Annotated in this window: 22 protein-coding genes, 1 tRNA gene and 2 pseudogenes; 14 read left to right on the forward strand and 11 right to left on the reverse strand. The window is 72.1% G+C overall.

The window, feature by feature from the left end:
- Positions 1-20: 20 nt before the first annotated feature.
- Genes sdhC through OVA02_RS14510 form a run of 4 tightly spaced genes read left to right on the forward strand, consistent with a single transcriptional unit; the run spans position 21 to position 3551 of the window.
- The gene (gene sdhC / locus OVA02_RS14495; RefSeq protein ID WP_082460414.1) at positions 21-473 is read left to right on the forward strand and encodes a succinate dehydrogenase, cytochrome b556 subunit; all 453 of its coding nucleotides are present in this window, start codon (positions 21-23) and stop codon (positions 471-473) included.
- Between the two features lie 4 nt (positions 474-477).
- Complete coding sequence (gene sdhD, locus OVA02_RS14500) at positions 478-927, forward strand: succinate dehydrogenase, hydrophobic membrane anchor protein (RefSeq protein ID WP_267658727.1); 450 nt, start codon at positions 478-480, stop codon at positions 925-927.
- A gap of 58 nt (positions 928-985) precedes the next feature.
- A complete protein-coding gene (sdhA, locus tag OVA02_RS14505) occupies positions 986-2794 on the forward strand; it encodes a succinate dehydrogenase flavoprotein subunit (RefSeq protein WP_056046417.1) in 1809 nt (602 codons plus the stop codon).
- Between the two features lies 1 nt (position 2795).
- The gene (locus OVA02_RS14510) at positions 2796-3551 is read left to right on the forward strand and encodes a succinate dehydrogenase iron-sulfur subunit (RefSeq protein ID WP_056046419.1); all 756 of its coding nucleotides are present in this window, start codon (positions 2796-2798) and stop codon (positions 3549-3551) included.
- A gap of 101 nt (positions 3552-3652) precedes the next feature.
- On the opposite strand, the gene OVA02_RS14515 is transcribed toward OVA02_RS14510, so the two are convergent.
- Positions 3653-4000: a hypothetical protein gene (locus OVA02_RS14515; protein WP_056046421.1), complete on the reverse strand. Its 348-nt coding sequence runs from the start codon at positions 3998-4000 to the stop codon at positions 3653-3655.
- Positions 4000-5208, reverse strand: coding sequence for a DUF6177 family protein (locus OVA02_RS14520; protein ID WP_157485342.1), 1209 nt, complete (start codon positions 5206-5208; stop codon positions 4000-4002). Before OVA02_RS14520 ends, OVA02_RS14515 begins: the two co-directional genes overlap by 1 nt.
- Positions 5209-5397: 189 nt before the next feature.
- Between OVA02_RS14520 and OVA02_RS14525 the strand changes: the two genes are divergently transcribed.
- Entirely contained in the window at positions 5398-6141 is a 744-nt protein-coding gene (locus OVA02_RS14525; RefSeq protein WP_267658728.1) for a hypothetical protein, read from the forward strand.
- Between the two features lie 137 nt (positions 6142-6278).
- Here OVA02_RS14525 and ptsP read toward each other — a convergent pair whose 3' ends face one another.
- Positions 6279-7928: a phosphoenolpyruvate--protein phosphotransferase gene (gene ptsP, locus OVA02_RS14530; protein ID WP_082460298.1), complete on the reverse strand. Its 1650-nt coding sequence runs from the start codon at positions 7926-7928 to the stop codon at positions 6279-6281.
- 164 nt (positions 7929-8092) lie between these two features.
- Between ptsP and OVA02_RS14535 the strand changes: the two genes are divergently transcribed.
- The 9 genes and pseudogenes from OVA02_RS14535 (at position 8093) to OVA02_RS14575 (ending at position 18326) form a co-directional block, all read left to right on the forward strand.
- Positions 8093-9253, forward strand: coding sequence for a YihY/virulence factor BrkB family protein (locus OVA02_RS14535; protein ID WP_056046426.1), 1161 nt, complete (start codon positions 8093-8095; stop codon positions 9251-9253).
- Between the two features lie 10 nt (positions 9254-9263).
- Positions 9264-10109, forward strand: coding sequence for an exodeoxyribonuclease III (locus OVA02_RS14540; RefSeq protein WP_056046429.1), 846 nt, complete (start codon positions 9264-9266; stop codon positions 10107-10109).
- A gap of 48 nt (positions 10110-10157) precedes the next feature.
- Positions 10158-11163 (forward strand): annotated as a pseudogene (gene trpS / locus OVA02_RS14545) (tryptophan--tRNA ligase).
- Positions 11164-11207: 44 nt separating this feature from the next.
- Positions 11208-11870 carry a GNAT family N-acetyltransferase gene (locus tag OVA02_RS14550; protein WP_267659713.1) on the forward strand — a complete coding sequence of 221 codons (663 nt, stop codon included), beginning with the start codon at positions 11208-11210 and terminating at the stop codon, positions 11868-11870.
- A 38-nt stretch (positions 11871-11908) separates the two neighbouring features.
- Positions 11909-12910, forward strand: coding sequence for a bifunctional diaminohydroxyphosphoribosylaminopyrimidine deaminase/5-amino-6-(5-phosphoribosylamino)uracil reductase RibD (ribD, locus tag OVA02_RS14555; protein ID WP_159825525.1), 1002 nt, complete (start codon positions 11909-11911; stop codon positions 12908-12910).
- 17 nt (positions 12911-12927) lie between these two features.
- Positions 12928-13548 (forward strand): annotated as a pseudogene (gene ribA, locus OVA02_RS14560) (GTP cyclohydrolase II); the annotation flags it as partial.
- Between the two features lie 218 nt (positions 13549-13766).
- A complete protein-coding gene (locus OVA02_RS14565; protein WP_056046434.1) occupies positions 13767-15113 on the forward strand; it encodes an MFS transporter in 1347 nt (448 codons plus the stop codon).
- Positions 15114-15286: 173 nt separating this feature from the next.
- Positions 15287-17236: an ABC transporter ATP-binding protein gene (locus OVA02_RS14570; protein WP_056046435.1), complete on the forward strand. Its 1950-nt coding sequence runs from the start codon at positions 15287-15289 to the stop codon at positions 17234-17236.
- Between the two features lie 55 nt (positions 17237-17291).
- Entirely contained in the window at positions 17292-18326 is a 1035-nt protein-coding gene (locus OVA02_RS14575) for an enoyl-CoA hydratase/isomerase family protein (protein WP_056046437.1), read from the forward strand.
- Positions 18327-18395: 69 nt separating this feature from the next.
- On the opposite strand, the gene OVA02_RS14580 is transcribed toward OVA02_RS14575, so the two are convergent.
- The 8 genes from OVA02_RS14580 to OVA02_RS14615 all read right to left on the reverse strand — a co-directional run bounded on the left by OVA02_RS14580 (position 18396) and on the right by OVA02_RS14615 (position 25902).
- On the reverse strand, positions 18396-19448 hold the full coding sequence (locus OVA02_RS14580; RefSeq protein WP_056046439.1) for a Gfo/Idh/MocA family oxidoreductase: 1053 nt from the start codon (positions 19446-19448) through the stop codon (positions 18396-18398).
- Positions 19445-20911, reverse strand: a complete 1467-nt coding sequence (locus OVA02_RS14585; RefSeq protein WP_420709659.1) for an NAD-dependent succinate-semialdehyde dehydrogenase — start codon at positions 20909-20911, stop codon at positions 19445-19447. Before OVA02_RS14585 ends, OVA02_RS14580 begins: the two co-directional genes overlap by 4 nt.
- Before the next feature lie 11 nt (positions 20912-20922).
- Positions 20923-21531: an isochorismatase family protein gene (locus OVA02_RS14590; protein ID WP_056046441.1), complete on the reverse strand. Its 609-nt coding sequence runs from the start codon at positions 21529-21531 to the stop codon at positions 20923-20925.
- Between the two features lie 38 nt (positions 21532-21569).
- Complete coding sequence (gene dacB / locus OVA02_RS14595) at positions 21570-22985, reverse strand: D-alanyl-D-alanine carboxypeptidase/D-alanyl-D-alanine-endopeptidase (RefSeq protein WP_267658729.1); 1416 nt, start codon at positions 22983-22985, stop codon at positions 21570-21572.
- 144 nt (positions 22986-23129) lie between these two features.
- On the reverse strand, positions 23130-24113 hold the full coding sequence (locus OVA02_RS14600) for a Gfo/Idh/MocA family protein (RefSeq protein WP_056046444.1): 984 nt from the start codon (positions 24111-24113) through the stop codon (positions 23130-23132).
- 68 nt (positions 24114-24181) lie between these two features.
- Positions 24182-24910, reverse strand: coding sequence for a hypothetical protein (locus tag OVA02_RS14605; RefSeq protein ID WP_157485346.1), 729 nt, complete (start codon positions 24908-24910; stop codon positions 24182-24184).
- Positions 24911-25106: 196 nt separating this feature from the next.
- Positions 25107-25182, reverse strand: a tRNA-Thr gene (locus OVA02_RS14610).
- A 57-nt stretch (positions 25183-25239) separates the two neighbouring features.
- The gene (locus OVA02_RS14615) at positions 25240-25902 is read right to left on the reverse strand and encodes a TetR/AcrR family transcriptional regulator (RefSeq protein ID WP_055971509.1); all 663 of its coding nucleotides are present in this window, start codon (positions 25900-25902) and stop codon (positions 25240-25242) included.
- Positions 25903-25993: the final 91 nt, after the last annotated feature.

Below are 25993 nucleotides of genomic sequence, written 5' to 3' on the forward strand. Positions count from 1 at the left end.
ATCCGCGAGGAGAAGTGCTCATGGCCGAGCAGTCGACGCGAACGGTCGCATCACCGGCAGGCAGACCGGGTGCACCGAAGATCAGTGCGCCCAAGGCGCCCGGGAAGATCGCCGGCACCCTCTACCGGGGCCGTGAGGGCATGTGGTCGTGGGTCCTCCACCGCATCACCGGCGTGAGCATCTACTTCTTCCTGCTGGTGCACATCCTCGACACCGCCCTGGTGCGGATCAGCCCCGAGGCCTACAACGCGGTGATCGGCACCTACAAGAACCCGATCATGGGGCTCGGCGAGACCGGCCTCGTCGCCGCGATCCTGTTCCACGCCCTGAACGGCCTGCGGATCATCCTCATCGACTTCTGGGGCCCCGGCACCAAGTACCAGCGCGTCATGTTCTGGGTCGTCATCGGCCTCGCCGTGGTCCTGTTCGCCGGTTTCGCCCCGCGCCACCTGATGAACGTCTTCTCGGAGTAGAGCCATGACCACCCAGACCGTCGAAGCCCCGCGCTCGGCCCGTGCGGCCCAGCGCTCCACCAACTACGAGAAGTGGGGCTGGATCTACATGCGCGCCAGCGGCCTGCTGCTCGTCGTGCTCGTGTTCGGCCACCTGTTCATCAACCTGCTCGCGAGCGAGGGCGGCGTCAAGGCCATCGACTTCGCCTTCGTGGCCGGCAAGTGGGCCAGCCCGTTCTGGCAGGTCTACGACACCCTCCTCCTCTGGCTCGCGCTGATCCACGGCACGAACGGCATGCGGACGATCGTCAACGACTACATCTCGAAGCCGACGGTGCGCAAGGTCCTGCTCGTCACGCTCGTCACCTCGACCGTCGTCCTGCTCGTCCTCGGCACGCTCGTGATCTACACGTTCGACCCGTGCCCCGCGAACGCCCCGGCCGACCTGCTGCCGTCGTTCTGCACCGCCGGCTAGCCACCCGGCCCACCGTCCACTCCGGCCACCGGCCGCACGTCCCCCACCGGAAAGAACCGTGACCACACCCTCCCCCGCCCCCGCCAGCACCGTCGTCGACGGCGTCCACTACCACCAGCACGACATCGTCATCGTCGGGGCCGGGGGTGCGGGCATGAGGGCGGCCATCGAGGCCGGCCCGAACGCCAGCACCGCGGTGATCTCGAAGCTGTACCCGACCCGTTCGCACACCGGTGCGGCCCAGGGCGGCATGGCCGCGGCCCTCGCCAACGTCGAGGACGACAACTGGGAGTGGCACACGTTCGACACCGTCAAGGGCGGCGACTACCTCGTCGACCAGGACGCCGCCGAGATCCTCGCCAAGGAGGCGATCGACGCCGTCCTCGACCTCGAGAACATGGGGCTGCCGTTCAACCGCACCCCCGAGGGCAAGATCGACCAGCGTCGCTTCGGCGGCCACACGGCCGAGCACGGCAAGAACCCCGTCCGGCGAGCCTGCTACGCGGCCGACCGCACCGGTCACATGATCCTCCAGACGCTCTACCAGAACTGCGTCAAGCACGGCATCAACTTCTTCAACGAGTTCTACGTCCTCGACCTCATCATGGGAGAGATCGACGGAGAAGAGCGCCCGGCCGGCGTGATCGCCTACGAGCTCTCGACCGGCGACCTGCACGTGTTCCAGGGCAAGGCCGTCATCTTCGCCACCGGCGGCTTCGGCAAGATCTACAAGACGACGTCCAACGCGCACACCCTGACCGGCGACGGCGTGGGCATCATCTGGCGCAAGGGCCTGCCGCTCGAGGACATGGAGTTCTTCCAGTTCCACCCGACCGGCCTCGCCGGGCTCGGCATCCTGCTGAGCGAGGCCGCCCGCGGTGAGGGCGCGATCCTGCGCAACAGCGAGGGCGAGCGCTTCATGGAGCGATACGCCCCCACCATCAAGGACCTGGCGCCCCGCGACATCGTCGCGCGCTGCATGGCGACCGAGATCCGCGAGGGCCGTGGGGCCGGACCGCACAAGGACTACGTCTACCTCGACATCACCCACCTCGACCCGGCCGTGATCGACGCCAAGCTGCCGGACATCACGGAGTTCGCCCGCACCTACCTCGGCGTCGAGCCCTACACCGAGCCCGTCCCCGTGCTGCCGACCGCCCACTACGCCATGGGTGGCATCCCGACGAACGTCAAGGCCGAGGTGCTCCGCGACAACACGACGGTCGTGCCGGGCCTCTACGCCGCCGGCGAGTGCGCCTGCGTCAGCGTGCACGGCTCGAACCGCCTCGGCACGAACTCGCTGCTCGACATCAACGTCTTCGGCAAGCGCGCCGGCAACAACGCCGTCGAGTACGTGAAGGACGCACCCTTCGTGCCGCTGCCCGACGATCCGGCCGGCTTCGTGCGCGGTCTCGTCGAGGACGTCCGCAACGCCACGGGCACCGAGCGCATCGCGACGCTGCGCAAGGAGCTGCAAGACAGCATGGACCGCAACGCCCAGGTGTTCCGTACCGAAGAGACCCTCGACGAGGTCACCCACGTGATCGCCGACCTCCGCGACCGGTTCAAGAACATCTCGGTGCAGGACAAGGGCAAGCGCTTCAACACCGACCTGCTCGAGGCCATCGAGCTGGGCTTCCTGCTCGACCTCGCCGAGGTCGTCGTCTACTCGGCTCGTTCGCGTCAGGAGAGCCGCGGGGGGCACTTCCGCGAGGACTACCCCACGCGCGACGACGAGAACTGGCTCGTCCACACGATGGCGTACCTGACGGGCGACGCCCACTCGTCCCTGGCCGGCGACCACATCCGCCTCGACACCAAACCCGTCGTGATCACGAACTACCAGCCGATGGAACGGAAGTACTGACATGAGCACCGCTGTCCTCGAGAACAAGCCCCAGGGCGCCGACGCCGTCCCCACGTTCACGGCGACCCTGATCATCCGCCGGTTCGACCCCGAGGTCGACGACGAGCCCCGCTGGCAGGACTTCGACGTCCAGGTGCTGCCGACGGACCGGGTGCTCGACGCCCTGCACCAGATCAAGTGGGAGCAGGACGGTTCGCTGACCTTCCGTCGTTCGTGCGCCCACGGCGTCTGCGGCTCCGACGCGATGCGCATCAACGGTCGCAACCGGTTGGCCTGCAAGACGCTGATCAAGGACCTCGACATCTCGCAGCCGATCTACGTCGAAGCCATCAAGGGGCTTCCCCTCGAGAAGGACCTCGTCGTCGACATGGAGCCCTTCTTCCAGTCGTACCGCGAGATCCAGCCGTTCCTCATGGCCTCGTCCAAGCCCGAGAAGGAGCGCCTGCAGAGCGCCACCCAGCGTGAGCGCTTCGACGACACGACCAAGTGCATCCTCTGCGCCGCCTGCACGTCGAGCTGCCCGGTGTTCTGGACCGACGGCCAGTACTTCGGTCCGGCCGCCATCGTCAACGCGCACCGCTTCATCTTCGACTCGCGCGACGAGGGTGCGCAGGTGCGCCTCGACATCCTGAACGACAAAGAAGGCGTGTGGCGCTGCCGCACCACCTTCAACTGCACCGAGGCCTGCCCGCGCGGCATCCAGGTGACGCAGGCCATCGCCGAGGTCAAGCAGGCCGTCTTGCGCGGACGGGCCTGACACCGAGCCACCTCCACGAGAGAGGGCCCGACCACCATGTGGTCGGGCCCTCTCTCGTCCGACGGGTCGCGGCGGCGCATGGACGCACGTCGACGACCTGGTCAGTCGTCCTCGACGATGCAGGCGGCCTCGAGGCCGAGGGCGAGTCGTAGCGCGACCGACACCCCGGTCTCGCCTTCGTCGCCCATCGGGGCGACGGCGTCGATCCAGAACACCGGTAGGGGCACCGAGGGCGGGTCGGGCAGCAGACGGTGGACCTCGTCCGCCTCGGTCAGTTCGGCCGCCTGGTAGACGGTGAGCAGCGGAACCCCACCCGCCCCGAACACCTGGAGGGCGTCGCCGCCGTCGATCTCGCGCACGCCGAGCGAACCGTCGACCGCGTGGGCCGCCGTCGCGAGGTCGAGCTGGTCGTAGACGTGCGGACTCAGGATGGTGATGTCGCGGGGCATCAGCTCTCGTCCTCGGCCGGACGCGGACGCTCGGTTCCGGCCTGGGACTCGATGCCGTCGGTCTGGCCGCCGGACCGGCTGCCCGTCCCGGCATCGGCCTCGGTGATGGCCTCGGCCTCGGCCTCGGCCGTGCTCTCGTGCAGCAGGTCCAGTTCGTGCAGGTCTTCCTCCCACGCCTGGAGCAGAGGGCTGGCGACGAGCTGGGCGAGCCTCTCGGGGCCGACCGCCTCCAGCGTGCGGTGCAGGGCGTTCCAGCCCGACGTGGCCTCGTCACCCAGCGGCACGACGTAGGCGGGCAGGCGCGGTCGGCCGACCACGACGACCGGACGTCCGGCGTCGAGGGCGGAGCGTTCGAGGCCGAGCCGACGCACGGACGGTGCGCCGATCAAGAGGGCGACCGGGTTCGGCGGGGGGTAGGTCACGGCCCGGACGCACCGATCGGACTCGCCCTCGCGGGCGATGACGAGGGCGAAGGTCGGCAGGGACGACTCGGCGATGTGGCCGAGAGCGTCGGTCAGCCGGGCGATGGCCTCGTCGAGCGTCCCCTCGGTCACGTCGACCGTCAACGCCGTGGTCTCCTCGATGCCGTGGTCGGTGACCCGTGCGGTGATCGTCGCCGACAGGTGCGGCCCCTCGACGACGACCCGGACGGTCTCGGGAGCCTGGTGACGGGCGTGTTGGGTGAGGACCCAGCGGTCCCAGCCGTGGCCCAGGGGCTCGGTCGCCCCCCATCGGGTCGGGACGGTGCCCGAGACCGCCGCTCCCAGGGTCTCGACCGCACCTCCCAGGCTCGTGTCGTGGGACGCCCTGTGGAGCACCGTGAGGTCGACGCTGAGCTGGCAGGTGGTGTCGACGGCGTCGGCGATGAGGGGCAGCCACCCGGCGGACGGCGCGGCGGGCACCGAGGCGTCGGGCTCGGTGGCCGCGGCGTCGACGTCGGCGTAGGGCAGGCCCGTGAGGCCGTCCCGGAGACGGTCCTGGTCGTCGTGCACGGCCCAGACGCCCCCGGCGGCGACCAGGGCGGCCCGGAGGCCGACGGTGAGGCGCGACCGTTCGCTGGTGACGAGCACGACACGTCGACTCGTCGGGGGTCGACCGAGGAGGTCCGCGAGCGGACGACTGAGTCGGACGACGCGGGCCCTGCTGTCGACCCGGACGGCGCGCGACGAGATCGCGTCGACCAACGGGTGTCGGATTGGGGTGCCCACCCGTCGATTCTGCTCCGTGGCGGAGGGCCGTGACCGGATGCACGGCGGACTCGGACCAGCCCGGCCCGAGACGGCCCGCGCGGCCTAGGCTGGGTCCCCGTCATCGCCAACGACCCTCGAGAGGCCTGCCATGAACGACGTCCGACGTCTCGACCGACGGCCCTGTAGGCCCGCTCCGCGAGCGATCTCGTGAGACGACGCCCGTACCGCAACGGCGAACGCCCCCTCGACCAGCGGGAACGCCGACGAGCGTTCGCGGCAGCCGTCCGGACGAGGCCGCCCCTCCGACCCACCGCCGACCGGGAGTTCGGTCGGGCTCTCGCGCGCCTCGACGAGCTCGTCGAGAAGGTCCTGCTCTCGGGCGACCACGACCGCTTGCTCGACGAGACGCGGGTGTCGACCTGGCCTCGCGAACTGGACGCCGGCGTCGCGGTCGTGGTGGACCGGCTCGATCGGCCGCCGTCGGTCGACCGCGCGGCGGTGTCCGCCGCCGTCGCGGACAACCTGGAGGCGCGCTTCGGCCTGCGTGCGGGAGCATCCCCGACCGAGAGGTCGGTCGTCCTCTGGCAGTCGGTGGCCGGTGCCGACTCGCGGCTCGCCGAGAACGGGTGGGAGCGTGACGTCCTCTCGGACGACCGAGAGGCGCTGGCCGAGTTCTTCGCCTCGGACGGCGATCCGGTGCGGGCACGTCTCACGCGGTCGTCGGGTCGCCTGCACCTCGAACTGCGGGGCACGAACGCACCCGTCGGCGACCGGTCGTCGTCGTACGCGGTGCTGTCGAGGTCGAGCGCACTCGTCCTCGTCGACGATCCTCGCGGCCTCGTCTCGGTGCTCGACGAGAGCACGGCCGGTGCGCTGCGCGACGTGGTCGTGGCCTGGGGCGAACTGGCCGACCACCTCGACGAACGACGCGCTGAGACCGGGGCACGCTGAAGCCGGACGGTCTTGAGGCCGGACCGTTCTGAGGCCCGACCGTCCTGAGGCCGGAACGCCCCGAGGCCCGACGGCCCCGAGGTCGGACGGACGACGAACGACGCCGCCCCCCGGGAGGGGCGACGCCATCCCGACCGTCAGACGGTGACGGCTTCGGCTGCCTGTCGCGCGCCCGCGGCGGTGGTCGCCGCGACGGCGGCGGCCGCGAGCTCGCGAGCCTGGTCGAGGGTGTACCGGGAGAGCTCGAGGCGCACGTCGGCCAACGCGGCCGGCGTCATCGAGAGCGTGGTCGCCCCCAGACCGACGAGCACGACGGCCAGCAGGGGGTCGGCCGCGGCCTCGCCGCAGATGCCGACCGGCTTGCCGGCTGCGGCACCGGCGTCGCCGAGCGACTTGACCAGACGCAGCACGGCGGGGTGCCAGGGGTCTTGATAGGCGGCCACGGAGCCGAGCATGCGGTCGGCCGCCATCGTGTACTGGGTGAGGTCGTTCGTCCCGACGCTGACGAAGTCGGCGCTGGCGAAGATCTGGTCCGCGAGCACCGCGAGCGAGGGGACCTCGGCCATCACGCCGACCGTCTTCAGGCCGAGTTCTCGGCCGAGGGCGACGAAGTACTCGGTCTCTTCGGCGTCGCTGACCATGGGCGCCATGACCCACAGGTCGGCGGTGGTCGCCGCCTGTGCCTGCGCCAAGGCGGTGAGCTGGTCGCGCAGGATGTCTTCTTTGACGCGCAGGGCGCGGAGGCCGCGCAGGCCGAGCGCGGGATTCTCCTCGTGGGCGTCGTTCAGGAAGCTGAGCGGCTTGTCGGCGCCCGCGTCGAGGGCGCGCACGACGACCTTCTTGCCCGGGAAGGCCTCGAGCAGGGCGGTGTAGCTCGCCGTCTGGCTCTCGACGGTGGGCGCGGTGGAATTGCCGAGGAAGAGGAACTCGGTGCGGAACAGTCCGACGCCTTCGGCACCCAGTTCGATGGCCCCGGCCGCCTCGGCCGGCGCGCCGAGGTTCGCGAGCAGCGGGACGGTGTGGCCGTCGGCCAGCGCGCCCTCGGTGAGCGGCGCGGCAGCGGCGGCGGCGCGGTCGGCGATGCGCTTCTCGGCGTCGGCGACCTCGTCGGCGGAAGGGTCGACCGTGACGACGCCGGTCGCGGCGTCGGCGACGACGATCGTGCCGTCGGCGAGGTCGAGGGCACCGGTCACCCCGACGATCGCGGGGATCGACTTGGACCGGGCGAGGATGGCCGTGTGCGACGTGGGTCCGCCATCACGCGTGACCAGTGCGAGCACCTTGTCGAGGTCGAGCAGGGCGGTGTCGGCAGGCGCGAGGTCGGGCGCGACGAGCACGAACGGGGTGTCGCTCTCGGGCACCCCGGGAGCCGGGACGCCTCGCAGCGAGGCGATGACGCGCTGCGCCACGTCGCCGAGGTCCGTCGCGCGTTCGGCCATGTAGCCCCCCATGCCGATCAGGAGGTCCTGGAAGGCGGCGAACGCCTCGTGCACGGCGCGTTCACCGGTGCGACCGTCGTCGATGCGGGCCTTCACGTCGTCGGTGAGGGTGGGGTCCTGGGCCATCAGCGACTGGGCGTCGAGGACGTCCTTCGCCTCGCCGCCGGCCTTCTCGCCGCGGGCCGTGAGGTCGGCGGCGACCGCGGAGAGGGCGGTGAGCACGGCGTCGTACTCGAGAGCCGCGTCGGCGGTGCGGGGGTCGGTGCCCGGCTCGGGCAGCGGATCGGGCATCTTCTTGACGGGGCCGACGGCCACTCCACGTCCGACGCCAACGCCCTGTAGTGCCACGGTGAACCTCTTCGAGTCTCGATGGTGGGGACGTGCGGCAGGACGCCGGGCACGCCCACGGTCGGTCCATCGTAGACGGAACGTCCGGACGTCCGGTCAGCGCCGATCCCGGGCTCGACCGAGGTGGCCGGGCCGCGTCGCCCGGCCACCCCTACCCTGGACGCATGCGCGCGCCGTGGACCCGAGAACCGACGCCCGACCCGGCCGAGGCGATCCGCGCCTCCGCGGCGGGACGCCCGTCCGGACGCGCCCGGCGGGCCGGCTCACGCGTCGTGGGGTCGCGGCCGACCCGGGTGCTGGCGCGGCACGTCACGGCGAAGGGGCCGCTGCTCGCGGCCGGGTTGACCTACCAGGCGCTCTTCGCCCTGTTCGCGGCCCTGTGGGTGGGCTTCTCGGTCGCGGGGTTCGTCGTCTCGGGCGACCAGGTGCTCCGTGACGAGTTGATCGTGTTCATCCGCTCGGCCGTCCCCGGGCTCATCCAGGACGTCGACGGCACGGGCGTCGTCGACCCCGAGTTGCTGCTCGACGCGTCGGTCTTCGGTTGGACCGGCGCGGTCGCCCTGCTCGGCCTGCTGGTGTCGTCCGTCACGCTGCTCGGCAGCATGCGCGACTGCGTGCGCATCGTGTTCCGGGCACCGCAACCGGTCACGCCGCTCGGCCGACTGATCGTGCGCGACCTCGGCCTGGCCCTCGCATTCGGGGCCGCGGTCGTCGTGTCGGCGACGCTGTCGCTGCTCAGCACCACGGCGGTCTCGGGCCTGTTGTCCGGGGTGGGCGTCTCGACCCGGTCGATCGCGGGCGAGGCGACCCTGCGCGGGGTCGGCATCGTGCTCGTGTTCGTCTTCGAGACCGCGGTGCTGGCCGTCCTGTTCCGCGTGTTGGCCGGGCTGCACATCCCCTTCCGTCGACTGCTCGCGGGGGCGATGCTCGGAGCGGCCGGGTTCGTCTCGCTGACCGTGGTCGGCGGCGTCGTGCTCCGCGCCACGGGGTCGAACCCCCTGGTCGCCTCGTTCGCGGCCGTCGTCGGACTGTTGATCGTGATCAACCTGCTGTGCCAGGTCCTGCTGCTCAGCGCCGGCTGGATCGCCGTCGGCATGGACGACCTCGGCGTGCTCGCCGACCCGCATCAGGAGGCGGCCCGCCTCCGCCGCCTCGAGGAGGAACGGCGAGCCCAGGAGGCGCGGGCCCGGTCGCGGGGCGGTCGTCTGGTGGACGGCGCCCGCGGGCTGCTCTCGCGGTCGCTGCGGGCCGTCCGTCGGGGTGACCCGTCCGACGCCCCGGGCACGGGGTCTCCCGACGACCCCGGTGACGGTGCCCGCCGCTAGTCTGGAGCCCATGTCCACGCGCCTCCGTCTCGCCACCGTCAACGTCAACGGCGTCCGTGCCGCCTTCCGCAAGGGCATGGGCGACTGGCTCTCGGCTCGCGACGTGGACGTCCTCACGCTGCAAGAGGTGCGCGCCTCGACCGACGACCTCGAGGGCCTGCTCGGCCCCGAGTGGAACGTCGTGCACGACCCGGCCACCGCCAAGGGGCGGGCCGGTGTGGCCATCGCCAGCCGGGGCAAGGCCCACGTGCACCGCGTCGAGCTCGGCCCCGACGACTTCGACAGTGCCGGGCGGTGGCTCGAGGCCGACTACGAGATCGACGGCACCGTCGTGACCGTCGTCAGCACGTACGTCCACTCGGGCGAGGTCGACACCCCCAAGCAGGACGAGAAGTGGAAGTTCCTCGACGCCATGTCGGCGCGGCTCCCCGAGCTCGCCGCCCACAACGAGCTCTCGGTGGTGACGGGCGACCTCAACGTGGGCCACCGCGAACTCGACATCAAGAACTGGAAGGGCAACGTCAAGCGAGCCGGCTTCCTCCCGCGCGAACGGTCGTACTTCGACCGGTTCCTGGGGCCCGCGGGCGAGCAGGTCGTGACCGTCGACGGCACCGGCGGAGAAGGCCTCGGGTGGGTCGACGTGGGTCGACGCTTCGCCGGCGAGGTCGAGGGGCCCTATTCGTGGTGGTCCTGGCGAGGTCAGGCCTTCGACAACGACGCCGGTTGGCGCATCGACTACCAGCTGGCCACCCCGGCGCTGGCCGAGACCGTCGAGCACTACGTGGTCGACCGGGCGGCCGCCTACGACCAGCGCTGGTCGGACCACGCCCCGGTCGTCGTCGACTACCGGCTCTGACCCGCGTCCCACCCCTTCTCTTCTCGCACCACCCCGACCGAGGACCTCATGACCAAGCCCCGTCTCTTCTCCGGCATGCAGCCGTCCGCCGACTCGCTCCACGTCGGCAACTACATCGGCGCCCTGCAGCAGTGGAAGTCGCTGCAGGCGACGCACGACGCCCTGTTCTGCGTCGTCGACCTGCACGCCATCACCGTCCCCCAAGACCCCGCCGCGTTGCGTGCGCAGATCCGCGGCACCGCCGCCCAGTACATCGCCGCGGGCATCGACCCGGCGGAGTCGACGCTGTTCATCCAGTCGCACGTGCCGGCACACACGCAGTTGGCCTGGGTGCTCAACACCCTGACCGGCTTCGGCGAGGCCAGCCGCATGACGCAGTTCAAGGACAAGGCGGCCAAGCAGGGGTCCGACGCGGCCTCGCTCGGCCTGTTCGCCTACCCGACCCTGATGGCCGCCGACATCCTGCTCTACCAGGCCGAGACGGTTCCCGTCGGAGACGACCAGCGTCAGCACGTCGAGCTCACCCGCGACCTCGCCACCCGGTTCAACTCCCGTTTCGGCGAGACCTTCGTCGTGCCCGAGGCGGTGATCCAGAAAGAATCCGCGCGCATCTACGACCTGCAGTCACCCGAGTCGAAGATGAGCAAGTCGGCGGCCACCGACTCCGGAGTCGTGTGGATGCTCGACGAACCGGGCCGCACCGCCAAGAAGATCAAGTCGGCGGTCACCGACGCCGAGCGCGAGATCCGCTTCGACCGCGGGGCCAAAGCGGGGGTCTCCAACCTGCTCACCATACCTGTCGTCGTTCTCGGGCGCCAGCGTGGCCGACCTCGAGGAGCGCTACGCGGGTCGCGGCTACGGCGACCTCAAGAAGGACGTGGCCGAGGTCGTCGTCGAGACCTTCGCGCCCGTCCGCGCCCGAGCCCTCGAACTCCTCGACGACCCGGCCGAGCTCGACCGCATCCTCGCCGTCAACGCCGATCGGGCGAACGAGATCGCCCAGGCCACGATCGACACCGTGTACGACCGCATCGGCTTCGTCCGCAAGGCCTGATCGTGCTGCCGTTCGTGCTCGCGTCGCCGACCCTCGAGTTACGGGTGCCGAGCGCGGCCGACGTGCCGGCCATCGTCGACGCCTGCCGCGACGAGACCCTGCAGCGCTTCACCACGGTGCCCGTGCCGTACGGACGGTCCGACGCCGAGTTCTTCCTGCGACGCATCGTGGACGACGGGTGGGCGACGGGACGCGAGTTCACCTGGGGGCTGCGCCGCTCGGGTTCGGGTCTGCTCGAGGGCGTGGTCAGCGTTCGGCTCCGGTCGTCCGACGTCGGCTTCTGGACGGCCCCCGCCTCGCGGGGTCAGGGGATGATGACCGAGGCGCTCGGCCTGGTGGCCGACTGGGCGTTCGGCGCCGGAGGGCTCCGAGAACTCTTCTGGGAGGGCTACGTGGGCAACGACGCCTCCGCGGCCGTCGCCCGCCGGACGGGGTTCACCTACCAGGGCGTCGGTCCGGGGCTCCACCCGGACCGTGACGGAGGCCACCCCCTCTGCTGGAAGGCCCGCCTACGACCGGGCGACGCTCGGTCGGCGCGAGCCGGTTGGCCCGACCTGGGGCGCCCCGGGGTCCGTCCCGGCGGCTCGGCGGAATACCCCGTGGCCGACGGCGTTGACTCCCTCACCGATGCCGTCGACGGCGTCGCCCGCCCGTCCCCCACCGCGCACGCCCCGGCGCGCGACCGTTCCGTCCCGGAGGCACAGTGAGCATCGATCCGATCGACCACGACGTCCTCGAACGCGCCATGCGCCGGGCCGTCACGCTCGCGCGACGTGGGCCGGCCCGCGGCGTCAACCCCCAGGTCGGTTGCGTCCTCCTGCGTCCCGACGGCAGCGTCGCGGCCGAGGGATGGCACCGGGGCGCCGGCACGCCACACGCCGAGGTCGACGCCCTCTCGCACCTCTCCCCCGGCGAGGCGCGGGGTCTGACCGCCGTCGTCACGCTCGAACCCTGCGACCACGTGGGCCGCACCGGTCCGTGCAGCGTCGCCTTGATCGAGGCGGGCGTCTCCCGCGTCGTCCACGCCGTCGCCGACCCCGGCGCGTCCTCCGGAGGCGGGGCCGAGCGGCTGCGCCGCGCCGGCGTCGAGGTGGTCGACGGCGTGCTCACCGACGAGGCCACCGAGATGGCTCGCCGCTGGTTGGTGACGGCCCGGACGGGCCGACCGTTCGTGACGCTCAAGTGGGCGTCCAGCCTGGACGGTCGCACGGCGGCGTCCGACGGCAGCAGCCGCTGGATCACCGGAACGGCGTCACGGCAGCACGTTCACGAGCAGCGAGCGGCCCACGACGCGATCCTGGTGGGCACGGGCACCGTGTTGGCGGACGACCCCAGCCTGACCGCCCGCGGCGACGGCGGAGAACTGCTCCCCGACCAGCCCCTGCCCGTCGTCGTCGGCACGCGCACCGTGCCGGCCGACGCCGCCCTGCGTCGGCACCCCCGCGACATCGTCGAGACGGGGACGCACGACCTCGAGGCCGTGCTCGACGACCTCGGCGCCCGCGGGGTCCGCAGCGTGTTCGTCGAGGGCGGACCGACCGTGGCCAGCGCGTTCGTCCGGCTCGGGCTCGTCGACGACTACGTCGTGTACCTCGCGCCCACGCTGCTCGGCGGCCCCCGGACGGCCCTCGACGACCTCGGTGTGGACCACATCGACGGGCAACGACGACTGCGCGTCACCGATGCGCACCCCCTCGGCGACGACCTGGTGGTCGTCGCCCGCGACACCCCCAGGAGCCCCGCATGACCACCACGCCCGCCGCATCGTCCCAGGTGTCGTTCGAGGTCGAGACCACGGTCCCCACCCGTCACGGCACGTTCCGCATGAGGGCCTACCGCGACACCCTCACCGGCGCCGACCACGTGGCGATCATCGCGAGCGACCCGGCCGGCCTCCCCCCGGCGGACGGTGCCCTCGTGCGCGTCCACTCGGAGTGCCTCACCGGCGAGGCGTTCGGCTCCCTCAAGTGCGAGTGCGGCCCGCAGCTCGACGCCGCGCTCGACACCATCCGGGACCACGGCGGGGCCGTCGTCTACCTGCGCGGACACGAGGGTCGGGGCATCGGCCTCGTCGACAAGCTCCGGGCCTACCGCCTGCAAGAGGACGGACTCGACACCCTGGACGCCAACCTCGCCCTGGGGCTGCCGGCGGACGCCCGGGACTACGGGGCGGCGGCCGACGTGCTGCGCGACCTCGGGCTCAGCCGCGTCAGGCTGCTGAGCAACAACCCCGAGAAGCGGCGTCAGCTCGGCGAGCACGGCATCGAGGTCACCGAACTGGTGCCCCTCGTCGTCGGCGTCGGTGCCTTCAACGAGGGCTACCTCGACACGAAGCGCGACCGCATGGGCCACGAGTTGCCCGGCCACCTCGGCTCCGACGACTGAGTCCGCGGCGGCCCCCGCTCCCGCGGCCCCGACGTGCGTCCCCACCGGGGTACACGCCGGGGTACGATGGACGACGGCTGTCACGAGCGGCCACCGTCTCACCCGGCCGAGCGATCCGCAGATCCCTGCACCGCGCCTCCGTCCGACCCGTTGCGCCGCACCATGCGCCCGGTCGTCGACGTCCGCCGGGACCTCGACCCCTGCCTCGGAGTGCCCCCGTGTCTGCCCCCACCGTCGACCCGTCGACGTCGTCCGTCCCCGCCACCAACAAGCGTTCGCGCGTCATCGTCGCGAGCCTCATCGGCACCTCGATCGAGTTCTACGACTTCTACGTCTACGCGACCGCCGCGGTGCTCGTCTTCCCGACCATCTTCTTCGCCAACGACGACCCCGCCGTGGCCCGCCTCGCCTCGTTCGCGGTCTTCGGCGTCGCGTTCATCGCCCGGCCCGTCGGGTCGATCGTCTTCGGCCACTTCGGCGACCGCATCGGCCGCAAGGGCACCCTCGTGGCGTCGCTGCTGACGATGGGCATCGCCACGGTGCTGATCGGGTGCATCCCGGCGGGCACCACGCCCGGTTGGGCCGTCGCCGGCCCGGCCTGCCTCGTCGTGCTGCGCTTCTGCCAGGGCCTGGGCCTCGGCGGCGAGTGGAGCGGTGCCGCGTTGCTCGCGACGGAGAACGCGCCGGCGAACCGCCGCGCGATCTACGGCACGTTCCCCCAGCTGGGTGCGCCCATCGGCTTCATCATCGCCAACCTGCTCTTCGTGCTGCTGAACACGACCCTCACCGAGGAGCAGTTCATGGCCTGGGGATGGCGCCTGCCGTTCCTGGCGAGCGCGGTGCTGGTGATCATCGGCCTCTACGTCCGGTTCAAGCTGATCGAGACGCCGGCGTTCCAGAAGGTCGTCGACTCGGGCAACGTCGCGACCCTTCCGCTCGCCCGCGTGTTCCGGTCGAGCTGGCGCCCCCTGCTGCTCGGCACGTTCATCATGCTGGCGACCTACACGCTCTTCTACCTGATGACGACGTTCACGCTGACCTTCGGGACGGCCGACGCCGCGGGCGACCCGGCCGGCCTGGGCATCCCCCGGACGCAGTTCCTCTGGATGCTGATCCTCGGCGTGGTGTTCTTCGGCGTCTTCACCCTCGTGTCGGGGCCCCTGGCCGAGAAGTACGGTCGCCGCGCGATGCTCATCTGCGTGACGGCCGGCATCCTCGTCTTCGGCTTCACGTTCGCCCCGCTGTTCGCCGCGGGGGCCCTCGGCGCGCAGGCGTTGCTCATCATCGGCTTCGTCCTGATGGGGCTGACCTTCGGACCGATGGGGGCCGTGCTGCCCGAGCTGTTCCCCACGAGCGTGCGCTACACCGGTTCGGCGATCAGCTACAACGTCGCGAGCATCCTCGGTGCCGCCGTGGCCCCGTTCATCGCCGTCGCGCTCTGGACGGCCGCGGGCGGCAGCACCTGGCTCGTGGGTCTCTACCTGTCCTCGATGGCGGTGTTGACCCTGATCGCGCTCGTGCTCAGCCGTGAGACCCGCGACGTCGACTACGACACGGCCGGCTGACCGGACGCGACGTGCCCTGCCGGCCGGCCCGCGCCTCCTGACCGGAGGCGCGGGCCGGTCTCGTGACGCAGGTGGATGTCACCGGGACGAAGTACGGTCGTAGTCGGCGGAGGCACCGCCCGCGACACCGACCGCCGCACCCGCGACGCCGGTCACCTGGCACGAGAGGCATCATGAGCTCCGACACGCGCGCGCGCACGACGACGTCCGACGGGAAGGAGGCGCGGGTCGACCCACCGGCCGCGCCCCGGTCGCGGTGGGGTCGCCGTCCGCAGCCCGAGGGTCCGCGTGCCACGTTCCGTCAGCTGTTGCCCTACCTGTTCGAGCACAAGAAGGTCATGGCCGTCATCATCGTGCTCAGCGTCCTGGGTGCCGCGGCGTCGCTCGGTCAGCCGTTGCTCGTCCAGCAGGTCATCTCGGCCGTGCAGGAGGGCGTGACGCTCGGTCCCCTCGTCTGGGCCCTGGTCGCGCTGGTCGTCGTGGCCGGGCTGATCAGCGGGTTCCAGCACTACCTGCTGCAGCGCACCGGCGAGGGCGTCGTCCTGTCGAGCCGCCGTCGCCTCGTCGGACGCATGCTCCGGTTGCCCGTCAGCCAGTTCGACACGCGCCGGACGGGCGACCTCGTGTCGCGGGTCGGCTCGGACACCACCCTGCTGCGGGCCGTGCTCACCCAGGGGCTCGTCGAGGCGATCGGTGGCAGCCTCACCTTCGTCGGCGCCCTGGTCGGCATGTTCCTGATCGACCCCGTCCTGCTCGGACTGACCGTGCTCGTCGTCGCCGTCTCGGTCGTCGTCGTCGTGCTGTTGTCCGGACGCATCCGCGTGGCGAGCCGCCAGGCGCAGGAGAAGGTGGGTGACCTCACGGCCGCCGTCGAACGCGCCATCAGCTCGGTCCGCACGATCCGTGCCTCGGGCGCCACCGAACGCGAGATCGTCGCCGTCGAGCGAGACGCCGAGGGCGCCTACCGACGGGGGCTGCAGGTCGCGCGCATCTCGGCCCTGGTCGTGCCGATCTCGTCCGTCGCCCTCCAGGCCTCCTTCCTCGTCGTGCTCGGCGTCGGAGGTTACCGGGTGGCCAGCGGTGCCATCGAGATCGCCTCGCTCATCTCGTTCGTGCTCTTCCTCTTCCTCATGATCATGCCGCTCGGCCAGGCTCTCGGCGCCGTGCTCAGCGTCAACCAGGCCCTGGGGGCGCTCGGACGGATCCAGGAGATCCTCGACCTGCCGAGCGAGACCGACGGCGACGAGCGCCTCGCGGCCGAGGTCGCGACCCGTGAGGCGGGCGCCGGTGGTCTGGAGGCGGACGACGGCATCGCCGTCCGGTTCGACGACGTGCACTTCCGCTACCCCGACTCACCGGTCCCCGCCGGGCCGGCCACGGGGGGCCCGCGGGTCTCCGGCGACCCGGTCCACGTCTCGGGCGAAGGCCCCGCCGACGACGACCTCACGGTGTTGCGAGGCGTGAGCTTCTCGGTGCCCGTCGGCAAGCGCACGGCACTCGTCGGCCCCTCGGGAGCAGGGAAGAGCACGATCCTGTCGCTCATCGAGCGTTTCTACGACCCGACCTCGGGTGCCGTGCGCGTGGGGGGCGCCGACGTGCGCACCCTCGACCGGCGCGACCTGCGGTCCCGCATCGGCTACGTCGAACAGGACGCCCCGGTCCTCGCCGGCACCATCCGCGACAACCTCACCCTGGGTTCGCCCGAGGCGACGGACGACGACTGCCGTCGGGTCCTAGAGGCCGTGAACCTCACCGCCGTCCTCGAACGCGGCGACCAGGGCCTCGACGCCCAGGTCGGCGAGGACGGGGTGATGCTCTCCGGAGGCGAGCGCCAGCGCCTGGCCATCGCCCGCACGCTGCTCAACGCGCCGCCGATCCTTCTGCTCGACGAGTCGACCTCGAGCCTCGACGGCCTCAACGAGCAGCGCCTCCGCGAAGCGATCGACGCGGTGGCCGAGAACCGTACGCTCATCGTCATCGCCCACCGGCTGTCGACCGTGGTCGACTCCGACCAGATCGTCGTCGTCGAGGCCGGGCGGGTGGTCGGTGTGGGCACCCACTCCGAACTGGTGGGGACGACGCCGCTGTACAAGGACCTGGCGAAGCACCAACTCCTCGTCTGAGGCCGGGCTCCGCGCGCGACGGGGCGCGGCCACGACACCGTGCGACGATGGCCCGATGAGCGATGTCGCCCCCGCGGTCCTGACCCACGTCGAGCGCGGGGTCGGTGTCGTCACCCTCAACCGCCCGGAGAAGATCAACGCGGTGACGCTCGAGATGCTCGGGCTCGTCGAGCAGGCGCTCGACGCCTGGGAGGACGATTCGCGGGTCTCGGCGGTGCTGTTGCGGGGCGCCGGGCCACGGGGGTTCTGTGCCGGGGGCGACATCGCGTGGATCCACGCCGCCGCCACGACGGACCCTCGGCGCAGCGTGGACATGTGGCGGCGCGAGTACCGTGGCACGCTGCGTCTGTCGCGCTGGTCGAAGCCGATCGTGTCGCTGCTCGACGGCATCGCGATGGGTGCCGGCATCGGACTCGGCGGTCACGTCACGCTCCGCATCGTCACCGAACGCAGCTCGGTGGGCATGCCGGAGACCCGCATCGGGCTGACACCCGACGCGGGCGGGAGCTTCTTGCTGTCGCGAGCCCCGGGCGAGCTCGGTACCCACCTCGCCCTGACGGGCCGCGCGATGACGGCTGCCGATGCCCTGCACACGGGCTTCGCCGACCTGTTCGTCCCGTCCTCCGAGCTGACTCGAGTCCTGCCGGCACTGGCCGAGGGCGGCCCCGACGCCGTGCGGGCGCTGGGCACGACGGCGGGGCCGTCCGAGCTCGCGGATGCCGCCGGGTGGATCGATCGCGCCTATCGCGGCGACGACGCCGGGACGATCGTGTCCCGCCTGCACGAGCTCGCCGAGGAAGGTCTCGCCGACGCCGGAGCCGTGGTCGACGACCTCGTGGCGGCGTCGCCCACGTCGGTGGTCCTGACCCTCGAAGCCCAGAGGCGGGCGGCCCGACTGCCCGACCTCGAGGCCGTGCTGGGGCAGGAACTCGGCATCGTCACCTCGCTCGCCGCGTCGCCGGATCTCGTCGAGGGCATCCGGGCTCGCGTGATCGACAAGGACCGCCGGCCCCGGTGGTCACCGTCGACCCTCGCCGAGGTCGACGTCGAGGCGACGCTCGCGACGGTCGACTGGTCCACGCGGCTCTGACCGGGTCGAGTCGACTGCCGCCCCGCTCGCCGCCGACGGGCTGCTCGCCGTTCGCCGCGAGCCACCGGCTCAGAGGCGGACCACGCGTCCCTCCCCCGCGGAACGGCGGGCGGCCTCGATGACCTCGAGTGCCCGGACCGCGTCCCAGGGGTCGACCGGGAGGTCGCCGTCGCCTCGGAGCGCCCGGGCCAGTCGGGAGTAGAACTCGGGATAGCGCCCCGGATCGGTCGACTCGTCGCGACGCGTGCCGCCCGTGACGACGACACCACGACGATCGCCCGCGTCGACCCCGTAGGTGGGATCGACCGGCGGCAGTCCGGACGACAGCTGGGCCTCTTGCGGGTCGAGGCCGTGCACCTCGTACGCGCCGGCCGACCCCAGCACCCGGAACCTCGGCCCGGGGAGGGCTGCGACGTGGCTCATCGTGAGCCGCGACCGTCGACCCCCGTCGTGCTCGAGCGACAGATGCACGTCGTCGTCGGCCGAGCCGGTGGGGCGGCGGGTCGCGATCTCGGCATGGACGGACCGGACCGGCCCCAGGAAGCGCATGACCTGGTCGACGAGGTGCGGGCCCAGGTCGAACAGGATGCCGCCACCGTCGGCGGGTGTGGCCCGACGTTTCCAGCCGACGCGGTTCTCGAGCTTCCACGGCTCGAAACGCGACTCGACCGTGTGCACGTCGCCCAGCTCACCCGACCCCGCGAGACGCGTCGCCGTCAGGAAGTCGCCGTCCCACCGCCGGTTCTGGTAGACCGTCAGCGGCCGCCCCAGCGACTCGGCGAGCCCGACGAGCCCGCGGGCGTCGTCGGCCGAGGTCGCCAGCGGCTTGTCGACCACCACGGCGGCCCCGGCTCGCAGGGCACGCACCGCGGTCTCGACGTGGGTGTCGTTCGGGGTGGCCACGACGACCAGGTCGAGTTCACGACGCCAGAGCTCGTCGACGTCTGCGACGACCTCGGTACCGGGATGCGCCGCGACGGCCTGCCCCGCACGGTCGGGGTCGCGCGTGACGACGGCATCGACCTGCCAGGCCGGGTCCGCCGCCAGGAGCGCGCCGTGGAACACCCGTCCTGCGAGCCCGTAGCCCACGATGCCGACGCGCAGCGGCTCGAGGGCGCTCATGCGGCGGCGAACGGGTCGGGGGTGAGCACGTAGACCGTCTCGAGGTACTCGTGGATGCCCTCGGCACCGCCCTCGCGGCCGAGGCCCGACGACTTGACGCCGCCGAACGGGGCCGAGGCGTTCGACACCACGCCGACGTTCAGCCCGAGCATGCCGGTCTGCAGCCGCTGCCCTCTGGCGAGGTCCCGCGTGAAGGCGTAGGCGACGAGCCCGAACTCGGTGTCGTTCGCGAGGCGGACCCCCTCGGCCTCGTCCCGGAACGTCGAGACGGCCAGGACGGGGCCGAAGATCTCGGTCGTCAGGATCTCGCTGCCGGGGGCGACGCCCGACACGACGGTCGGCTCGAAGAACGTGCCCGGACCGTCGACGGGGTGGCCGCCGGTCTCGACCACCGCGCCGTGGGCGATGGCGTCGCGGACCAGGCGGTCGGCCTTGTCGACGGCCCGGTCGTCGATCAACGGGCCCACGGAGACCCCGTCGTCGGTCCCCGCGCCCACCCGGAGTCCTCGCACGCGCTCGACCACCCGGGCGGTGAACTCGTCGGCGACCGACTCGTGCACGATGAACCGGTTGGCGGCAGTGCAGGCCTGGCCCACGTTGCGGAACTTCGCCTGCATCGCGCCCTCGACCGCGGCGTCGAGGTCGGCGTCGTCGAAGACGACGAAGGGCGCGTTGCCCCCGAGTTCCATCGAGGTGCGCAACACCTGCTGGGAGGCCTGCGTCAGCAGCGTCGAACCGACCGGCGTCGACCCCGTGAAGCTGAGCTTCCGGAGGCGCGGGTCACGGATCAGGGGCTCGCACACGTCGTTCGCCGACAGGGTCGTCACGACGTTCACCACCCCGTCGGGAACACCCGCCTCGGCGAGCAGGGCGGCGAAGGCGAGCGTGGTGAGCGGGGTCAGCTCGGCGGGCTTGACGACCACCGTGCAGCCGGCGGCGAGGGCGGGCGCGATCTTGCGGGTCGCCATGGCGAGGGGGAAGTTCCAGGGGGTGATCAGCAGGCAGGGGCCCACCGGGCGGTGCAGCACCGTCGTCCGGCCGGTGCCCTCGGGGTTGGTGCCGTAGCGACCCGAGACGCGCACGGCCTCTTCGGAGAACCAGCGGAGGAACTCGCCGCCGTAGGTGACCTCGCCGAGCGACTCGTCCAGCGGCTTGCCCATCTCGAGCGTCATCAGGAGGGCGAAGTCGTCGCGCCGCTGCATCAGCAGGTCGAAGGCGCTACGCAACACCTCGCTGCGGTGGCGGGGGGACGTGGCCGCCCAGTCCTCTTGCGCGGCGACCGCGGCGTCGAGGGCCCGCAGGCCGTCGGCGGGAGTGGCGTCGGCCACCGCGACCAGGACCTCGCCCGTGGCCGGGTCGACGACGTCGATCGTCTCGCCGGAGGACGACGGGCCCCACGAGCCCCCCACGAAGAGGCCGGTGGGCACGGCCTCGACCACGCGACGACGCTCGGCGGCCGTCACGACCGGGCGGCTCACGCCGGGACCCCGGTCGAGCCGTCGACGACGTCGGACGACGGGACCGTGCGCACGCCGGCCGCGCGCAGCTCGGCCAGGGCGGCCTCGCTCGGAGCCGGGGCCACACCCGCCACGAGGTCGGTCAGCACCGTGACCCCGAGCCCGGCGGTGACGGCGTCGAGGGCCGAGGCCCGGACGCAGTGGTCGGTCGCCAGACCGACGACGTCGACCTCGTCGACGCCCGTCGCGGCGAGGACGTCACCGAACGGTCGCCCGTCGTCGACGAGCCCGTCGAACAACGAATAGGCCGGCCGACCGTCGCCCTTGAGCACGTGGACGTCGACGAGGGCGGTGTCGAGGTCGGGGTGGTAGTCGGCACCGGTCGAACCCTTCACGCAGTGGACCGGCCACGAGTCGACGAAGTCGGGCTCGAGGCTGAAGTGGCCGCCGTTGTCGCCGTCGGCCGCGTGCCAGTCGCGGCTGGCGACGACGAGGTCGTACCGGTCGCGATGGGCGCGGAGGTGGTCGGTGACCGCCTGCGCGACGTGGGCGCCGCCGGTGACCCCGAGCGCGCCTCCTTCGGTGAAGTCGTTCTGGACGTCGATGACGAAGAGTGCTCTGGTCATGCCACCATTCTCGCGCGCCGCACCGACAGCGGCACGCCTCAGCCGTTGGCCAGGTTGTCGCCGCAGTTGTAGACGGCCGTGGTCAGGGTGTCGAGGGCGGCCCGCGCGTCGTCCTGCACGGAGCCGATCGCGTAGAAGGCGAAGGTGAGCTTCGTGCCGTCCGCCGCGTCCACCGTGCCGGCCAGGGTGTAGGCCGTGTCGATCCAGCCGGTCTTGGCGTGCACGGCACCACGGGCCACGGCGTTCGCGCCTGTGAACCGGGAGGCGAGCGTGCCCGTCTTGCCCGACACCGGCAGCGCGTCGTAGACGACGCCGAGGCCGTGCTCGCGGTTCAGGACCTGGATCATCAGGCGCGCGACGAAGGTCGAGGGCACGGCGTCGTTCTCGCTCAGGCCGGACCCGTCGATGATCGTGAGCGAGGACGTGTCGAGACCATAGGTCGACGAGAGCACGGACTTGTAGAGGGCGGTGAGCGACGCGGCCGACCCGTCGGCACCGGACGCCTTCGACGAGACGCGAGCGAGCATCTCGGCGAGGGTGTTGTCAGAGGTCGGCAGCAGCTGCGAGATCAGGCGGCCGACCGGCTGGGACGACACCTGGGCGATCACGGTGCCGCTCGTGGCGGCGCCCTGGGTCATGGTGGCGGAGTCGGCGCCGACGACGCCCGCGGCGACGAGCGCGGAGCGGAAGGCGTCGCCGGCACGGGCGACGGGGTCGGTGCTGCGCGGACTCGTCTGGGCCGCAGGGTTCGCCCGGTCGCCGTCGACCATGAGCGCGGTGACCTCGGAGTGGTACCCGATGGTCTGCTCGGTGCGCTTCCAGGACGGGTCCCACTTGTCGGAGGGGTTCCAGAAGGTGGCGTCGAGCGTGATCTGCGTGAGGGGCTGCTCGCCGAGCGACGCCTTCACCTGGGTCGCGAGGTCGGCCACCGTGGGGGCCCCGGCGTACACGCTCGAGCCGGTGGCGCTGAGCGTGGCGTCACCGCCGCCGACCAGGGACACGGCACCCGTCCCGGCGTCGCCGGTCACCCGGGTCGTGAGACGCGCGTCGGGCCCGAGGACCGACAGGGCGACCGCGCTCGTCAGGGTCTTCAACACGCTGCCCGTGCGAGCCGGGGTCGAACCGTTGCGGTCGAAGAGGACCTCGCCCGTGGCGGCGTTGACCACGCTGCCCTCGAACTGGGCGAGACGGGCGTCGGACGCGGCCCCGGTGACCGAGCAGGTCCGGAGGCGCGTGGCACCCGGGATCTCGGCGGGAACCGAACGGGCAGGGTCGACCGAGGGGGTCGGGGTCGGGGTCACCGTGACCGCCGGCTCGGGGCTCGACGCGGCGGCCCGTGCCGTCCCGGCGTCGGGCGCGGTGGCGGCCCCGGCGGCCACGGCGCCGCCGCCGAGCAGCGCGAAGGCGAGGACGCCCGCCGTCACGACGACCCCCGCGGACGCGAGGAGACCCAACGCCGCACCGAGGCGCCCGCCCCCGTGGACCGGGCCGCGTCGCCGGAGCCGACGCCGTCGCCCCCCGTGGTCGACTCGGGACGGTCGTGACGTGGCTCACCCTGATCGCTCATCGAGGACATCATACGGAGCCTCGCGCCCACGTCATCCCTCGGAGGGGTACCGCACGCCGATCTGTCGGCGGACCTCGTCCATGGTGCGCATGACGCCCACGACGTCGGCGGCTGTCAGCAGCGGACTCTCTCGCTCGCCCGCCGCCACGACCCGTTCGAGTTCGAGCGCCTGGTGGTGCATGCCCCTCAGCCCGTTCTCGTCGGCCTCGTAGCGTTCGACCACGGCGTCGTCCTGATCACGCACCGTGAAGCCCCCGGGCGCGTAGAACGTGTCGTCGACGTCGATGCGGCCGGCGGTGCCGAGCAGCGTCGCCGTGTTGCGCCCCGAGATGTCGAGGGCGGCGTACAGCTGGGCCGTCGCACCCGACTCGTGACCGAGCTGGATCGCGACGCGGGCGTCCACGCCCTGGTCGCTCAGCGTGGCGGCGGCCGAGACCGTCGAGGGCGCCCCGAGCAGGTCGTCCGCGAACGACACCGGGTACACCCCGAGGTCGAGCAGGGCCCCGCCGCCGAGGGCCGGGTCGTTGATGCGGTGGTGGGGATCGGTGGGCAGCGACTGGACGTGCACGGCCGTCAGGAGGCGCACCTCGCCGATGACCCCGGAGCGCACGACCTCGCGCAGTCGCGCGCTCTGCGGCGTGTACCGCGTCCACATCGCCTCGAGGACGACCACGCCGGCCTCGCGAGCGGCCGCGTGGACCCGCTCGGCCTCGATGGCGTTCACGGTGAAGGCCTTCTCGACGAGGACGTGCTTGCCGGCAGCGATGGCCAGCAGGGCGTTCTCGGCGTGGAACGGGTGCGGGGTGGCGACGTAGACCACGTCGACCTCGGGGTCGGCGACCAGGTCGTCGTAGCTGCCGTGAGCCCCCGGGACCCCGGCACGGTCGGCGAACTCGCGTGCCTTGGCCAGGTCTCGCGATCCGACGGCGGAGACGGTCGACCCCGCCCCCTGCAGGTCGGACGTGAAGGTGGCGGCGATGCCGCCGGCGCCGAGGATTCCCCATCGAAGTGTCATGCGGACTGTCTACCAGTCACCGCCGACGGGGAGGCCCGCGAGGGTCGAGGCGCCGTCCCGCGGTTCGTTCAGCAGGCGTACCAACGACTGGCCGAACGGACGAAGTCCGGGCTGTCGTCCGGTGCTCCCCCGTGCACGGCGGCGAACCCGACACAGGCGTGCGCGAGGTCTCCGCGGAAGTCCGGTCGGTAGACGGCGTCGCGGTGCGGGGCCGAGGCCCACCACTTGGCGGCGGCGACGTCGCCCGTGGTCGACGTGCCGCCCGCGAGGTTGCCGTCGCAGCCGACCGGGGGCACCCCGTCGCTGCGGACCACCTCGCCCTTGTGCCCCCAAGCGCTCAACGGATCGGGGCTCGGGTCGCCGGCGACCCAGAAGAGGTACTGCTCGAGGCACGCGTCGTACCGCACGTTCGCGGCCGGCAGCAGCCCGAGGCACGCCGCCTGTCGCCGCTCGTCGTACGCCGTCCGGAACGCGTCGAGGTCGGCGGCGGTCGTGCCCGTGGCGCCGCTCGCCGCGTCGGGGGCACCCGTCGCGCCGCTCCCGGCATCGGCGCCGGGCTGCGCGGGCGAGGGGACGGAGGCGCCGGTGGCGTCGTCGACGCACCCCGCGCCTCCTGCGTCCTCGGTCGTGGGGCCCGCCTCGGATGCGGGGTCGCCGCTCGCGAGGACCACCGTCGTCGGTCCGTCGGCCACGCCGGCCGTCGCGAGGGCCGAGGAGTCGCCTCCGGCCCAGACGACGAGGAGGATGCCCGCCAGGACGGCGGCGAGCAGCGCGGTGCAGATCACTCGGAGAGGCATGCGGGCCATCTCCTTCCGGCATCAGGTGGTCGTCGCAGATCGACCGTAGGGCGACGGAACGACGCCCGGGGGCCGTTCGGGGTACAAGTCGACGACGCCCTCACCACTATTGGGGGCGGAGGGACCGGGACCGGGGCCTCGAGAGGCACGCCCTCGGACGAGAACAGCCCCGGGTCGTGGTGACCCGGGGCTGTGGTGGAGCCGCTTATCAGAATCGAACTGATGACCTTCTCATTACGAGTGAGACGCTCTACCGACTGAGCTAAAGCGGCGGGGCCGGCCTCGGCCGGTTGCCCGTGCCTCGCGGCACGATTAGATACTGTACAGGATCAGCGGACCTCACGCGTCACGAGGCGACCGAGCTCGACGAAGCTGGCCTCCATGCGGGCGCGCAGGCTGTACCGCATGTCGCTGAGGTGGTCCACGTCGTCGTCGTCGATCCACTCGGCCCAGGCATGGCGGAGGGTGGCGATGCTGACGAGCGACACCAGGTGCGCGCGGCTGAGCAACGAGGCGTCGACGGCGTCGTCCGCCACCCCCTCGTCGGCCGCCATTCGTTGCGCGACGACGGTCGTCAGTCGCTCCTCGAAGACGCGCGTCGACGCGATGCGACGGGCCAGCAGGTCGGGGTGGGCCCGCAGCACCCGTCGGCGCAGGACGACCAGTTCGCGATCCACCGTGGCCGACTCGACGGCGTGCGTCAGCAGCTGGATCAGGCTCGACAGCACGGGCTCGTCGCGTTGGGCCACGAACCGCTCGAGGTCTCGACCGTCCGGCAGCGCGGGCGGATCACCGACGACGGCTTCTTCCTTGGAGGGGAAGTAGTTGAAGAAGGTGCGCGGCGAGACGTCGGCCCGGCGGCTGACCATGTCGACCGTCACCGCGTCGAGCCCGTGTTCGACGATGAGGTCGAGGACGGCGACCTGGATCGCTCGTCGGGTGGCCAGACGTTTGCGCTCGCGCAGACCGGGGGCGGCGTTCGGGTCGCTCATCAGGCCATCATCGCTCATGCCGCCGGGGAAAGGGGTGGACGCCCCCCGCCGATCCGGCGCTCGCGCCGGTGCCGCCGGGCCGGTGCCGCCG

The organism is Frigoribacterium sp. SL97 (assembly GCF_026625765.1).
Taxonomy (GTDB): Bacteria; Actinomycetota; Actinomycetes; order Actinomycetales; family Microbacteriaceae; genus Frigoribacterium.

Excerpts from the sequence above, each read along its gene's own strand:
- ribD (WP_159825525.1), top strand. The coding sequence starts at position 11,909 with ATGCGCCGGGCCGTCACGCTCGCGCGACGTGGGCCGGCCCGCGGCGTC.
- OVA02_RS14510 (WP_056046419.1), top strand. The coding sequence starts at position 2,796 with ATGAGCACCGCTGTCCTCGAGAACAAGCCCCAGGGCGCCGACGCCGTC.
- OVA02_RS14605 (WP_157485346.1), bottom strand. The coding sequence starts at position 24,910 with ATGCCTCTCCGAGTGATCTGCACCGCGCTGCTCGCCGCCGTCCTGGCG.
- OVA02_RS14570 (WP_056046435.1), top strand. The coding sequence starts at position 15,287 with ATGAGCTCCGACACGCGCGCGCGCACGACGACGTCCGACGGGAAGGAG.
- OVA02_RS14515 (WP_056046421.1), bottom strand. The coding sequence starts at position 4,000 with ATGCCCCGCGACATCACCATCCTGAGTCCGCACGTCTACGACCAGCTC.
- sdhC (WP_082460414.1), top strand. The coding sequence starts at position 21 with ATGGCCGAGCAGTCGACGCGAACGGTCGCATCACCGGCAGGCAGACCG.
- OVA02_RS14615 (WP_055971509.1), bottom strand. The coding sequence starts at position 25,902 with ATGAGCGACCCGAACGCCGCCCCCGGTCTGCGCGAGCGCAAACGTCTG.
- OVA02_RS14600 (WP_056046444.1), bottom strand. The coding sequence starts at position 24,113 with ATGACACTTCGATGGGGAATCCTCGGCGCCGGCGGCATCGCCGCCACC.
- OVA02_RS14540 (WP_056046429.1), top strand. The coding sequence starts at position 9,264 with ATGTCCACGCGCCTCCGTCTCGCCACCGTCAACGTCAACGGCGTCCGT.
- OVA02_RS14580 (WP_056046439.1), bottom strand. The coding sequence starts at position 19,448 with ATGAGCGCCCTCGAGCCGCTGCGCGTCGGCATCGTGGGCTACGGGCTC.
- OVA02_RS14575 (WP_056046437.1), top strand. The coding sequence starts at position 17,292 with ATGAGCGATGTCGCCCCCGCGGTCCTGACCCACGTCGAGCGCGGGGTC.
- OVA02_RS14535 (WP_056046426.1), top strand. The coding sequence starts at position 8,093 with ATGCGCGCGCCGTGGACCCGAGAACCGACGCCCGACCCGGCCGAGGCG.
- OVA02_RS14590 (WP_056046441.1), bottom strand. The coding sequence starts at position 21,531 with ATGACCAGAGCACTCTTCGTCATCGACGTCCAGAACGACTTCACCGAA.
- sdhD (WP_267658727.1), top strand. The coding sequence starts at position 478 with ATGACCACCCAGACCGTCGAAGCCCCGCGCTCGGCCCGTGCGGCCCAG.